Source organism: Streptomyces noursei ATCC 11455, assembly GCF_001704275.1.
In the GTDB taxonomy this organism is placed as follows: domain Bacteria; phylum Actinomycetota; class Actinomycetes; order Streptomycetales; family Streptomycetaceae; genus Streptomyces; species Streptomyces noursei.
In genome coordinates, this window is sequence record NZ_CP011533.1 from 6,444,022 (window position 1) to 6,456,541 (window position 12,520).

Genomic DNA, 12,520 nt, shown 5'->3' on the forward strand with positions numbered 1-12,520 from the left:
GGGTAACAGTGCGGCGGCATGCTCGCGTCACTTCAAGGGGGTGGTGGCGCCCCTGGAGATGGGGCGCCAACGGTCGTATGGGGAACGGCTGGTGATGGTGCGTCACATAGCTGCTCATGCGGGCCGGTACGGTTCGGCGCCCGCAGGGAAAAGGGTGGGGCCCGTTCGACCGCGGTCGGTCGGACGGGCCCCGGGGGTCGGGCTGTGCGGGCTGCTCAAGTCGTTCGGGCTGCCTGAGTCGTTCGGGCCGTTCGGGCCGTTCAGGCCGTGATCCGGACGGCGATCCCGCCGTCCACCAGGCCCTCGACGCGGATCTGCGTGAGGTCGCGGACGTGGGCGGTGGGTGCGAACCGGGCGGCGCGGTCGCCGACCCCCACGACCCGCATGCCGGCGGCCCGGCCGGCCTCGATGCCCGCCTCGGAGTCCTCGAAGACCAGGCAGTCCTCGGGGGCGAAGCCCAGCTCGGCGGCGCCCTTGAGGAAGCCCTCGGGGTCCGGCTTGCTGGCGCTCACGCTCTCCGCGGTGATCCGCACGTCCGGCATGGGCAGCCCGGCCGCCCCCATGCGGGCCTCGGCCAGCGCGATGTCGGCCGAGGTCACCAGGGCGTGCGGGAGTCGGGCGAGGGCGGCCATGAACGCGGGCGCGCCGGGTACCGGGACCACGCCCTCGACGTCGGCGGTCTCCTGCTCCAGCATCCGGCGGTTGTCCGCCAGGTTCTGCTCCATCGGGCGGTCCGGCAGCAGCGCCGCCATGGTGGCCCAGCCCTGTCGCCCGTGGACGACCTCGAGGACGTCCACCGCCGGCAGCCCCTGCTCGGCCGCCCAGCGCCGCCAGCAGCGCTCCACGACGGCCTCGGAGTTCACGATGGTGCTGTCCATGTCCAGCAGCAGGGCGCGGGCTATGAGCGTGGTGGTGGCCGTCATCGGCGGGCTCCTGGGCGCGGTGGGCCGGCAGCGGGACTGCCAGGACGTGAGGGGAGTGCACAAGGAGTACACAAGCGGTCCCGCCCGCCGGTCAGGGAGTGCGGGCGGAACCACTTTGTTTTTTCACGATACAAAACGGGGGCGGGCGGCGACAACCGACGGACCCCTCGGATCGGCATGGCATTCGTCACGCTCGGGCTGACATGTCCGACCATGTCGCCCCGCGGTGCACCCGCGACCGCCCGTGGCGCGCCTGCCGGCGGTGCGTGGCGCACCCGCCACCGGTGCGTGGTGCATCTGCGGAGGCGGCGGGCTCACGGCTGCTGGGTGCGCGCCTCCAGGGACGCCCGGGTCGCGGCCCCGTAGACGCCGTCGGGGTCGTCGTGCACCCCGTAGGTCCGCTGGTAGCGCGCCACCGCGTCCCGTACTTCCGCGCCGTACTGGCCGTCCACCGCCCCCGTATAGATCGCCAACTGCCGCAGTCGCCCCTGGAGCTCCAGCACCTCCGGACCGCTGGAGCCTTCGCGGAGCACGATCGGCCCGGTGGGGGCCGTACTGGGGGAGGCGTCGGCCGAGGGGACAGCGACGCTGCCGGACGCCCGTACCGGGGGCGGCAGGGGAGGGGCCGGTGACCGGGAGGGGTGGGGGAGGGTGCCGGGCGCCCTGGAGCGCGAGGTGGCGGGGGAGGGGCGGACGGGGGTCGGCGTGGGGCTGGCGGGGGCGGCGGTGGTGGGGACGGCCGTGGTGGGGGCGCTGGTGCCGCGGTCCGGGGGCGCCGCACGGTCGCGGTCGCCGTCCGGGAGCAGCCCCGTGCCGACCACGATCGCCGCGGCGGTCACGGCGGTCACGGCGGTGCCGGCGGCGGTCAGGAGGGCGGACCGGGTCCGGCGGCGCCCCGCGGGAGGGCCGCTCCCGTCGGACGCCGCGACCCGCGGCAACGGGCCGGACGCCGTGTCCTCCGGGAACGGGCCGGATGCCGCGTCCCCCGGGAACGGGCCGGACGTCGCGCCCTCCGGGAACGAGGCGGACGTCTCGCCCTCCATCAAGGGACCCGATAAGGGACCCGATAAGGGATCGGATAAGGGACCGGAAAGGGGACCGGACGTATGGAAGGTCCTGGATGTCGGTCCGGCGGGACGGGAGAATCTGTGGACCGCGGCGTCCACGCCCGGTAAGTCCTCCAGCGAGTCCAGCGAGTCCAGCGAGCCCAGCCGGTCCTGCTCGCCGCCGGGGCCGGGATCGGGGCCCGCGCCGGGGCCCGCGCAAGGAGCGGTGCCCCCCTCCCCGCCCTCGTCCGGCCCGGCGACCCGGTCCGGCAGGGCGACGTACGGCCGTAAGCGCAGCGGATCAAAGTCCTCCGCCTCGGCCGCCGCGCACAGGCAGGTCGGCCGGCCGTCCCCGCGTACCGGGGCGAAGCAGTGCGGGCAGGTGGGTGCTGCCGTCACGAAGGTCCCCTCTCTGGAGGCGCGAACCGGCAGCCGATTATGCAGAGCGCCCGCCGTCCCCGCAGGCGCTCCACGAGATCCGCCCCACGTCTCCCACCCGCCCCCGGTGTGGCCAGGCCCGCTCGGCGGGCCGGATCGGGCGCGACCGCCCACGATGGAGGGAAGGCCCGAGGTCACCGCGGACAGCTGTACGGCCCGCCGCACGGCACCCGCACGGACGGCCGGCGACGCGCGTACGTGCCGGACGCGAGCACGTACGTGCCGGACACGAGGGAGACGACGCTCATGGCGCAGCACACCGGCGCTCCTGCCGTTCTTCCCGGCGAGGACCGGTCCCGGCGGACGGTCCTGGTCGCGATCGGCGCGCTGCTGCTCGGCCTGCTCATCGCGGCACTCGACCAGACCATCGTCGCCACCGCGCTGCCCACCATCGTCAGCGACCTCGGCGGCCTCAACCACCTCTCCTGGGTGGTGACCGCCTATCTGTTGGCGTCCACGGCGGCGACGCCCCTGTGGGGCAAGCTCGGCGACCAGTACGGCCGCAAGAAGCTGTTCCAGGCCGCCATCGTGATCTTCCTGATCGGCTCGGTGCTCTGCGGTCTCGCGCGGAACATGGGCGAGCTGATCGGCTTCCGGGCGCTCCAGGGCCTGGGCGGCGGCGGCCTGATCGTGCTGTCGATGGCGATCGTCGGGGACATCGTGCCGCCCCGCGAACGCGGCAAGTACCAGGGGCTGTTCGGAGCCGTGTTCGGTGGCGCCAGCGTCCTGGGGCCGCTGCTCGGCGGGCTGTTCGTGGACCACCTCAGCTGGCGCTGGGTCTTCTACATCAACCTCCCCATCGGCGCCGTCGCGCTCGCCGTCATCGCCGCCGTGCTGCACATACCGGTCCACCGCACCCCGCACCGCATCGACTACCTGGGCACCGCGCTGATCGCCGCGGTCGCCACCTGTCTGGTCCTGATGACCTCGCTCGGCGGCGTCAGCTACCCGTGGGCCTCCTGGCAGACCGCCCTGCTCGCCGGACTCGGCGTCGTGCTGCTCGTCGCCTTCGTCCTCGTCGAGCGCCGGGCCGCGGAACCGGTCATCCCGCTGCGCCTGTTCACCTCGCGCACCTTCACCCTCTGCTCGGTCATCGGCTTCGTCATCGGCTTCGCGATGTTCGGCTCGATGACGTACCTGCCGACGTTCCTCCAGGTCGTCCAGCGGGTCTCGCCGACCATGTCCGGCGTGCACATGCTGCCGATGGTGTTCGGCATGCTGCTCTCCTCGACCGCCTCCGGGCAGATCGTCTCCCGCACCGGCCGCTACAAGGTCTTCCCGATCGCCGGCACCGCCGTGGTCGCCCTCGGCCTGCTGCTCCTGCACCAGCTCGACCCGTCCAGCGGCGTCGCCCTGATGAGCACCTACTTCTTCGTGTTCGGCTTCGGGCTCGGCCTGGTCATGCAGGTCCTGGTGCTCATCGTGCAGAACGCCGTCCCCTACCGGGACCTCGGGGTGGCCACGTCGGGCGCCACCTTCTTCCGTTCCATCGGCGCCTCGTTCGGCGTCTCCGTCTTCGGCACGATCTTCGCGAACCGGCTCGGCCCGCGGATCGCCGACGTCCTCGCCGGCGCGTCGCTGCCGCCCGGCATCTCCCCGGCGAAGGTCGCCCAGGACCCGCGGACGATCGCCCAACTGCCGCCCTCGCAGGCCGCCGGCGTCCTCGGCGCCTACTCCTCCTCCATCACCGACGTCTTCCTCTACGCCGTCCCGGTCGTCCTCGTCGCCTTCGCCCTGGCCTGGTTCCTCCGCGAGGAGCCGCTGCGCGGCAGCGTCACCGCCCCCGACACCAGCGAGGTCCTCTGCTCCAACCCCGTCGAGCGGTCCTCCCGCGAGGAGGTCGCCCGCGCGCTGTCCAAACTCGGCAGCATGGAGGGCCGCAAGGACATCTACCAGCGGATCACCGCGCGCGCCGGCCTGGACCTCAAACCGGCCGCGAGCTGGCTGGTGTTGCGCACCCACCGCTACGGCTCGGTGGAACCCGCGCTGCTCGCGGAGCGCAGCCGGGTGCCGCTCGGCGTGGTCGCCGAGGGCGTCCGGCAGATCGAGGAGCGCGGCCTGGCCGCCCGCGAGGGGCTGATGCTGCTGCTCACCGACCGCGGGAAGGAGGCCGCGGAACAACTCTCGGCGGCCCGCCAGGAGTCGCTGGCGGAGCTGCTGGGCGACTGGTGGACCAAGGACCGGCCCACCGACCTGACCGAACTCGTCCAGGAGCTGACGGCGGAGCTGTGCGGCTCGGACGAGGAGGAACCGCACAACGGCGACGCCCGGCCGCCGGTGCCGCGCACCCCGACCCACACCACGCCGCGCTCGTCGCGGCCGCCGGACCTCACCAAGTGACCGTAGGCCGGGCCCCGTTGGGTCGCCCGTCGCCGGCTCCCGCCCGCCGCGGCCCCGCCAGTCGCTTCTCGAAGAAGATCTCCGCGTAGGGGCTGTCCGAGTGGTAGGGGGCGATCTCGACGTAACCGCGCCGCCGGTAGAGGGCGAGGGCCTCCGTCAGGTCCAGCCGGGTGTCCAGCCGGATCCGTTCCGCGCCCAGCCGCACCGCCGCGGCCTCCGCGGCCGCCAACAACCCGCTCGCGACGCCCAGACCGCGCGCGCCGGGCCGGACGAACACCTGCTTCAGCTCGGCGGTCCGGACGTCCAACAGCCGGACCCCGGCGCAACCGGCCGGCTCGCCGCCGTGCCGGGCCACCAGCAGCACCCCGCGCGGCGGCATCAGCTCCGCACCCCGGTGCTCGGCCACGCCCTGGTCGATCTCCTCCGGCCTCGCGCGGCGCCCCTCGTACAGCGCGAAATAACGGTCGGCGACCTCGGTGTAGTACTCGCGGAACAGGGCCCGCGCGACCGGCGTGTCGACCGACTCGGCGGTGATCGTCCAGGGCGGGGCGGTGGTATCGCTCATGCCGGCATTGTCACGACGACACCGACCCCGCGGGCAACCGCTTTTCCGCTCACCCACCCGGACCCCGCCGCCCCACGCAAAGGGCCCCGCCGCATACGGACGGGACCCCTGCCGTGCGCCGACGCGGTCAGCCCTGCTTGGGCGCGGCCTGCTGCACGACCTCGAAGGACCACAGCGTCGACCCGCTGGCGGCCGGCTTCGGCCGCTCGCCGCCCTCGCCGCCGTGCTGGTGCGCGGCCTTCATCGGCCCCTCCATCCACGCCTGGAACGACTCCTCGTCACGCCACCGGGTGTAGACGAGGTACTGGTCGGTCCCTTCCACGGGGCGCAGCAGCTCGAACCACTCGAAGCCGTCCGACGAATCAACCGTTCCGGCGCGCGACGCGAAGCGCTTCTCCAACACCTCGCGCTGCTCGGCCGGCACGGTCAGCACATTGATCTTTACCACGCTGGGCACATGACACCTCTCACGAACCGGACGCCTGACTGGCGTCGTCATCTGGACCAAGTGCGTGCAGTCTCCTACATCGGACGGTCAAAGCGTCGTGAGGACGATTCCCGGGCCAGCCCCGAGGCTCAGCGGGAGAAGCGCGAGGCGCTGATCAGGGCGAAGGGCCGGGAGCCGGCGGGAAGCTTCGCGGACGTGGGCCGCTCGGGCTGGGATCCGAACGTGGAGCGCGGGAGATCCCGGTGTCGGGATCGATCAGTTGTCGCGGGGTTTGCCGAACTCTTCGATCAGCACGGGATACTGCTCCCCGCCGTGTCCGGCGGCGATCGCGCGGTCGGCCATCTCCTTGATCAACTTCGGCAGTTCGGCATTGACACCCACCGCCTCGCTCTCCTCGATCAGGTGAGCCATCGCCCGGACGTGGGTTTCCAAGGACGCCACCTCGGCAGGGAAGGAGCCACGGTCGATCTGTTCGGCATGCCCCGGCAGCCATTCGGCCACCCCGGTGGCCATCCGCTGCGCGAACGGCGCATACGTCGCGGCGTCCACACCGGCCGTCCTGAGCAGGGCCGCGCCCTGGAGCCAAGCGTTCAGGACGCTCCACATCATGGCCAGCCCCGCCACGTCGTACAGGGACGCCAGCCCGTGATCCGCACCAAGGTAGGTGACGGTGCCGAGCGCGTCGAGTGTTGTCTTGTGTGCCTCGAAGTCCGCCTGCGGCCCGCTGTGCAGAATCACCGCCTCAGCGGTCCCGATCGCCAGCGGGATCGCCATGATGGCGCCGTCCAGGTAACGGGCGCCGCGCTGCTCGGCCCATTGGGCGGCCTCCCGGGCCTGGGCCGAGTCACCCGAGGTCAGGTTCACCAACGTCATGCCGTCCAGCTCGATGTCGTCCGCTCCGAGCAGAGCGTGCATGGCCTGGTAGTCGGTGACGCAGACGATCGTCAGGGAACCCGCCTTGAGTGCGTCGCCCACCGTTGGCGCCAGCAGGGCACCGTCGGCCACCAACTGGTCGGCCTTGGAGGCCGTACGGTTCCATACGGTGGTGGGGTGCCCGGCTTCGAGGAACGCGCTGGCGAGTGCCTGGCCCATCCGTCCAAGGCCGATGATGGTCACGGGTGTTTCGGTTGTGTTGTTCATGGTGGCATCGTCAACGTTGATACCGGTGTGAAGGTCAAGCGAGGTTTTGATGCGGATCGGGGAACTGGGGCGCCGGACGGGCGTCAACACCCATCAATTGCGCTACTACGAGGCCCAGGGCCTGCTGGAGGCGGACCGCGGCGCGAACGGCTACCGCGAATACGACGAGCGCGCCGTGCTGCGGGTCAGGCAGATCCGGCATCTGCTGGGTGCCGGTCTGTCCTCCGAGGACATCGCGTACGTGCTGCCCTGTGCGGTCGGAGAGGCCCCGCAGCTGCCCGGGTGTCCCGAGTGGCTCGCTGCGATGCGGTCACGGCTGCAGCGACTGGACGAGCAGATGGAACGCCTTGCTCGATCCCGCGACGCTCTTGTCGACTACATCGATGCGGCCGGGCGAACGGGCAGTGAGAGCCATCCGCCCTTTGATGATGCTGATCCGGAGCCCGTTTCCATCGTCCCAGGTCGGGAGCGTTCTCCACTCATTTGATCAGTACCCGGGACGCCCAACACCGTGAAGGCGCCAGGCTCGTGCAGATGAAGGCGGGTCCCACGCCACGGACTCCAGTGTCCGACGTGGAGGCGTGAGCGCCGCGTCCGCCCGGGTCCTCCCGCGCGCCCCGGTGTCTTCCGGGGTGACGCGCGGGAGTTGAGCGCTTGGCCCCGTAGCTCAGTGGGAGAGCGCCCGACTGCCGGTCGGGTGGTTGCCGGTTCGACTCCGGCCGGGGTCGCCGGCCTGCAAGGACTGTCGAGCCTGGTTCTGTCGTCTAACGACTGGTCCACCAGGCGGCCCCTGTTCCGGTAGCCGTGGTGACCAAGGTGATCAGCCACACCGGCAGGCGCTGGATGGTTAAGTGCAGCCCTCCCCAGCGGAGTTCGAACTGTGGACGCTGTCTTGTCGTGGCGCTCGTTTTCGGAGTCATGGAATCAGTACAGCACTCGCTAAGGGGACTCCGTCACGCACCGTATGTGTACAAAACCGTCGGCCAAACTTTGACTTTCTGGATAGGGCATGGACGAAATGGCAGGTGGACGGGTGCCGGGGCGGATGTTTCGTGCCGCATCGGGGACTCTTGAACGTCAAGCACGCCACGACAGGCGGCTTTTTGTGTAACCGAGTCCACCGGAAACGGCATGTCGTCGGTGACGATCTGGGCCGCGTGGCTCATGGTCCGAATCGCCGTCGCGATGCCAGATCACGACAACTCAGGGCGTTCAGCTGGGCTGTTCCAGTGCCAGACGATGCGAGCGGCGCTTGGAGATGCGATGGCCTGGCACCTCACCGCTGACGTCCTGGCCGCCTTCGTGGCGAAGTTCAGGGTGGCCGACCCGGAGCCTCCCGGGAAGCCGCAGTCCGGTCCTACGCGGGCCCCGTAGTGCGCGGGGATCCGTCCGGTGGCGTGGGCGGGGTGTCGTTTCCGGGTGGGGACGGTGGGCCGTTCGGTGGGGGGCTGTGGCAGCGTACGAGGTGGACCACCTTGCGTAGGAGAAAGAACCTTGATGATGAACGCTGCACTCCGTTCGCTTTCCGCCACCACCTGGGCATGGGTACGGGACTCCACGAACTGGGGGGTCAGCAACGCCGGCGTGGTGTCGTCGCAGGGTGTCGCGCTGTTGTTCGACACGCAGTTCACGTTGGACGCCACCCGCACCATGCTGCGGGAGATCGATCGGGCGACGTCCGGCTCCCGGATCGAGACGGTGGTCGTCTCGCACCAGAACGGGGACCACACGTGGGGGAACCAGTTGCTCCCCGGGCGCGAGATCATCACGTCCGCGGCCTCCGCGGAGCATCTGTGCCATGAGATCACCCCCGAGCAGCTCACCCAGCTCTCTCGCGCGCGGGGCACGGACAGCACGAGCCGCTACGCCGCGCGGCACTTCGGGGACTTCGACTTCTCCGGCATCACCGTGGTCGGGCCCACGCGCACCTTCACCGGGCGGGAGGAGAGGCGGGTGGGCGACGTCACGGTGGAACTCATCGACCTCGGGCCGGGGCACAGCGCCGGGGACGTCGCGCTGTGGGTCCCGGGCGACGGGATCGTCTTCGCCGGCGACGCCCTGTTCCAGGGCGGCCACATGATCGTCTGGTCGGGGTCGCTGGCGGCGTGCGTGCAGTCCGTCGACACGCTGCTGGCCACCGGCGCCGAGGTGTTCGTCCCCGGGCACGGCGCGCTCATGGAGCGTGGTGAGGTGATCGCGTTCCGGGACGGTCTGACGCGGGTGCAGGAGGCGGCCACCGCCCATGCGAAGGGCGGCCTGTCGCTCGACGAGGCGGCAGCCCGCGTCCATGCCGAGTTCGCCGGGGGCCTGGCCCACCCCGAGCGGCTCTTCACGGCGACCGCGGGCGCCTACGCCGACGCCGGCGCCCTGGAGCCCCTGGAGGTCCTGGAACTCGTCAGGGGGATGGCGGACCTGGCGTAGTCGCGCGGCTCACACCGGGGGCGCGGGCGGCGGTGCCGGGGTGGCCGTCGGCCGGCGTCGGCCGGCGGTCAGGGCCGCGGCGGCCATGAGGAGGAGCAGGGTGCCGCCGCCCACGGTGGGGATCCAGAGGGGGATGCCGCCCACCTGGAGGAGGGAGTAGGCGTAGCGCACCCGGTGGTACGGGGTGTCCGCGGCCGTACGGCGGAACTCGTGGTCGTCGTCGATGCGTTGGGGCTGGGGGAAGCTCTGGTCGAGCGCGGTGAGGAAGGTCGGGGCGGGGCCGGCGAAGGCGCGGACGGCGTCCTGTGGATGGATCCGGCCCGCGTAGACGACGTGCGGAGGTGCCCCGCCGATGGCGCTGCGCGGCGCCATCCGGTGGGGTGCCAGGAGGTAGAGGCTCAGCTCCTGCGGGGTGGTGGCGAGGCGGGAGAGCCGCATGGGGTAGACGGGGTGGTCGGAGGCGAAGGAGAGAAGGAGCGGGTCGAGGGTGCCGGTGAGGCGGGTGCCGTGGTCGGCGGGGGCGAGCCGGACCGCCACGTATTCCCAGCGCCGGTCCACATAGGGGCGGAGGGCGGTGGCCAGCGCGGGCGGGAGCTTGAAGCCGTTGGCGGCGAGCCAGCCGCGCAGCGCGTCGGGGTCGGTGGCGGTCAGCCGGGCGACGTCGAAGGGGCCCAGCCGCTCACGGCCGACGACGCCGACCGACGAGTCGGCGGGCGGGGCGGCCGCGTCGCCGGCGCCGCCGAAGTCCGACTTGAAGGGCCAGTCGCCGGCGCGCGGCCAGAAGTAGTGCCGGTATTCGGTGACCGGCTCGGTGATCCGGCTCAGCTCGTCGGCGAGTTCGGGATCGCCCAGTCGCACGGTGGCGCGGTGCGGGACGGGCATGATCCAGGCGGCGTCCGGGGCGGTGCCGTGGACCGACAGGCTCATGGAGATCTGCTCGGTGGCGCCGTCCCAGCGCACCACCGACGTCTCGTGGTGCACCCCGATCGTGGTGTTCGGGCCGTGCACCATCGCCCCGCAGCCACAGGCGTAGGCGGGGCGGGCGAGCCAGACCAGCTGTACCGCCAGGAGGAGCAGGACGACGCACAGCGCCCGTCGCCGCCCGGCCGCGGCCGCCGTCCCCGTCGTCGCGTCTGCCGCCACCCGCATGGTGGTCCCCCGTTCCGTGCCCGGCGATCCCCGCGATCGCCAGGGTCACAGACGGGGCGAGCGGTGTCACCGGTTCCCCTTGTACCGCCATTCGGTACGGCGACGGCCGGCCGCCGGGCCCTTGGTTAAGGTCCGACGACCGGCCGTGCGCGGGTCGTGGTGCGGGTGCGGGGCGGGTCAGCGCGCCGCGGCCGCCGCGCGGAGCTGCCGGGCCTCGGCCTCGGTCTCCACCGCCGGCGGGGAGCCGGGCAGCGGCTTGCGGGCGCTCTCCGACATCAGCAGCACCGCGATGCCGCCGATCACGGCCGCCGCCATCATGTAGTAGGCGGGCATCATCTTGTTGCCGGTCGCGCCGATCAGGGCGGTGACCACCAGCGGCGTCGTGCCGCCGAAGAGCGACACCGAGATGTTGAAGCCGATCGACAGCGAGCCGTAGCGCACCTTGGTCGGGAAGAGCGCGGGCAGTGCGGAGGGCATCGCCGCGGTGAAGCACACCAGCAGCAGGCCGAGCGCGCCCATGCCCAGGGCGATGGCGATCAGCGAGCCCTGCCGGATCAGCAGCAGTGCGGGGACGGACAGGACCAGGAAGCCCACGCAGCCGGCGCCGATGACCGGGCGGCGACCGAACCGGTCGGACAGCTTGCCCGCGAACGGCTGCACGCCCATCATCACGACCATCACGCCGAGCACGACCAACAGCCCGTGCGTCTCGTCGTACTTGAGCTCCGAGGTGAGGTAACTCGGCATGTACGACAGCAGCATGTAGTCGGTGACGTTGAAGACCAGGACCAGGCCGATGCACAGCAGCATCGCCCGCCACTGACCGAAGACCATCTCGCGGATGCCGATCCGCTTCTCGGCCGCGCGGCGCTCCTTCTCCTTGGCGTGCGCCTCCTTCTCCAACTGGGCGAAGGCCGGGGTCTCTTCGAGCCGCATCCGCAGGTAGAGGCCGATGATGCCCATCGGACCGGCGATCAGGAACGGGATCCGCCAGCCCCAGGAGTGGAGGTCCTCGGTGGACAGCAGCGCGGTCATCAGCGTGACCAGGCCGGCGCCGCCGACGTAGCCGGCGAGGGTGCCGAACTCCAGCCAGCTGCCGAGGAATCCGCGCTTCTTGTCGGGCGCGTACTCGGCGATGAAGGTGGAGGCGCCGCCGTACTCGCCGCCGGTGGAGAAGCCTTGCACCAGGCGGGCGGCCAGCAGCAGGATGGGCGCGCCGACGCCGATCGAGGCGTACGACGGGATCAGGCCGATGGCGAAGGTGCCCACGGCCATCATGATCATGGTGATGGCGAGGACCTTCTGGCGGCCGATGCGGTCGCCGAGCGGGCCGAAGAACATGCCGCCGAGCGGGCGGACCAGGAAGGCCGCGGCGAACGCGCCGAAGGTCGAGAGCAGCTGCGCGGTCGGGTTCCCGGACGGGAAGAAGACATGGCCGAGGGTGACCGCGATGTAGCTGTAGACGCCGAAGTCGAACCACTCCATCGCGTTGCCGAGGGCGGCCGCCGATACCGCGCGCTTGACCATCGCGGGGTCGACGACCGTCACCTCGCCCGGTGTCTGCGGCCGGGGGGCCGTCTGCTGCGGCCCGGTGGCGGCGCCGGCGATTCCGCCGTCGCCCGTACGGGACCCGGGTGCGAGGGGGGACTGCGTCGGCACGTGTTCGCTCGCCTGCGCTCTCTGGGACGACTACAAGGACCTGCCCCGCCGTGGCGCGACGGGGCAAAGGACGACCATACGGGCAGACCGGGTCATCACGGACAGTGTGCAAGTGACTGCACAGTCGTCCGCCTACCCTCTCCTCGCTGGGCAAACATGCATCCGCGAACTTTTTCTCCCGGCCCTTGTTTGTGATCCATCTCGCGGGGATCGACCGCAACCGAGGGGTTTCTTGTGGCCCGCGTCACGCGGGGGAGTGGATTCGGGGCGTGTTCGTTCGCACACGGAAAGGGCAGAGGGGGAGGGGCGGGCCGGAGTCCGGGGCGCGGTATACGGAAACGGCGCGGCGGTGCACCCGCACCACCGCGCCGAAGGATCGTCGCGTCCCTCC

10 protein-coding genes and 1 tRNA gene are annotated in these 12,520 nt (G+C 71.6%); 4 read left to right on the forward strand and 7 right to left on the reverse strand.

The annotated features are described in order from the left end of the window. Window positions 1-260: 260 nt before the first annotated feature. Window positions 261-923, reverse strand: a complete 663-nt coding sequence (locus SNOUR_RS27355) for an HAD-IA family hydrolase (protein ID WP_067352057.1) — start codon at window positions 921-923, stop codon at window positions 261-263. A 314-nt stretch (window positions 924-1,237) separates the two neighbouring features. After that, window positions 1,238-1,966, reverse strand: a complete 729-nt coding sequence (locus tag SNOUR_RS27360; RefSeq protein WP_079142916.1) for a peptidoglycan-binding protein — start codon at window positions 1,964-1,966, stop codon at window positions 1,238-1,240. Between the two features lie 687 nt (window positions 1,967-2,653). On the opposite strand from SNOUR_RS27360, the gene SNOUR_RS27365 reads away from it, so the two are divergent. Beyond that, entirely contained in the window at window positions 2,654-4,747 is a 2,094-nt protein-coding gene (locus tag SNOUR_RS27365; RefSeq protein WP_067352059.1) for an MDR family MFS transporter, read from the forward strand. On the opposite strand, the gene SNOUR_RS27370 is transcribed toward SNOUR_RS27365, so the two are convergent. From SNOUR_RS27370 to SNOUR_RS27380, 3 genes are all read right to left on the reverse strand, one after another. Next, window positions 4,737-5,312 (reverse strand): GNAT family N-acetyltransferase, encoded by a 576-nt coding sequence (locus SNOUR_RS27370; protein ID WP_067352062.1) that lies wholly within the window; start codon window positions 5,310-5,312, stop codon window positions 4,737-4,739. The two genes, SNOUR_RS27365 and SNOUR_RS27370, sit on opposite strands and share 11 nt — an antisense overlap. Window positions 5,313-5,439: 127 nt before the next feature. After that, the gene (locus tag SNOUR_RS27375) at window positions 5,440-5,769 is read right to left on the reverse strand and encodes an antibiotic biosynthesis monooxygenase family protein (RefSeq protein ID WP_312633895.1); all 330 of its coding nucleotides are present in this window, start codon (window positions 5,767-5,769) and stop codon (window positions 5,440-5,442) included. A gap of 246 nt (window positions 5,770-6,015) precedes the next feature. Further along, the gene (locus tag SNOUR_RS27380; protein ID WP_067352064.1) at window positions 6,016-6,900 is read right to left on the reverse strand and encodes an NAD(P)-dependent oxidoreductase; all 885 of its coding nucleotides are present in this window, start codon (window positions 6,898-6,900) and stop codon (window positions 6,016-6,018) included. Between the two features lie 49 nt (window positions 6,901-6,949). Between SNOUR_RS27380 and SNOUR_RS27385 the strand changes: the two genes are divergently transcribed. From SNOUR_RS27385 to SNOUR_RS27400, 3 genes are all read left to right on the forward strand, one after another. Then, on the forward strand, window positions 6,950-7,387 hold the full coding sequence (locus SNOUR_RS27385; protein ID WP_067352067.1) for a MerR family transcriptional regulator: 438 nt from the start codon (window positions 6,950-6,952) through the stop codon (window positions 7,385-7,387). Window positions 7,388-7,556: 169 nt separating this feature from the next. After that, window positions 7,557-7,628 (forward strand) — tRNA-Gly (locus SNOUR_RS27390). A 769-nt stretch (window positions 7,629-8,397) separates the two neighbouring features. Beyond that, the gene (locus tag SNOUR_RS27400; RefSeq protein ID WP_067352071.1) at window positions 8,398-9,321 is read left to right on the forward strand and encodes an MBL fold metallo-hydrolase; all 924 of its coding nucleotides are present in this window, start codon (window positions 8,398-8,400) and stop codon (window positions 9,319-9,321) included. A 9-nt stretch (window positions 9,322-9,330) separates the two neighbouring features. On the opposite strand, the gene SNOUR_RS27405 is transcribed toward SNOUR_RS27400, so the two are convergent. Both SNOUR_RS27405 and proP read right to left on the reverse strand, forming a co-directional pair. Continuing rightward, window positions 9,331-10,470 carry a DUF2330 domain-containing protein gene (locus tag SNOUR_RS27405; protein ID WP_067352074.1) on the reverse strand — a complete coding sequence of 380 codons (1,140 nt, stop codon included), beginning with the start codon at window positions 10,468-10,470 and terminating at the stop codon, window positions 9,331-9,333. A gap of 177 nt (window positions 10,471-10,647) precedes the next feature. Next, window positions 10,648-12,129 (reverse strand): glycine betaine/L-proline transporter ProP, encoded by a 1,482-nt coding sequence (proP, locus tag SNOUR_RS27410; protein WP_174717901.1) that lies wholly within the window; start codon window positions 12,127-12,129, stop codon window positions 10,648-10,650. Window positions 12,130-12,520 lie beyond the last annotated feature (391 nt).

Excerpts from the sequence above, each read along its gene's own strand:
- SNOUR_RS27355 (WP_067352057.1), bottom strand. The coding sequence starts at position 923 with ATGACGGCCACCACCACGCTCATAGCCCGCGCCCTGCTGCTGGACATG.
- SNOUR_RS27360 (WP_079142916.1), bottom strand. The coding sequence starts at position 1,966 with ATGGAGGGCGAGACGTCCGCCTCGTTCCCGGAGGGCGCGACGTCCGGC.
- SNOUR_RS27365 (WP_067352059.1), top strand. The coding sequence starts at position 2,654 with ATGGCGCAGCACACCGGCGCTCCTGCCGTTCTTCCCGGCGAGGACCGG.
- SNOUR_RS27370 (WP_067352062.1), bottom strand. The coding sequence starts at position 5,312 with ATGAGCGATACCACCGCCCCGCCCTGGACGATCACCGCCGAGTCGGTC.
- SNOUR_RS27380 (WP_067352064.1), bottom strand. The coding sequence starts at position 6,900 with ATGAACAACACAACCGAAACACCCGTGACCATCATCGGCCTTGGACGG.
- SNOUR_RS27385 (WP_067352067.1), top strand. The coding sequence starts at position 6,950 with ATGCGGATCGGGGAACTGGGGCGCCGGACGGGCGTCAACACCCATCAA.
- SNOUR_RS27400 (WP_067352071.1), top strand. The coding sequence starts at position 8,398 with ATGATGAACGCTGCACTCCGTTCGCTTTCCGCCACCACCTGGGCATGG.
- SNOUR_RS27405 (WP_067352074.1), bottom strand. The coding sequence starts at position 10,470 with ATGCGGGTGGCGGCAGACGCGACGACGGGGACGGCGGCCGCGGCCGGG.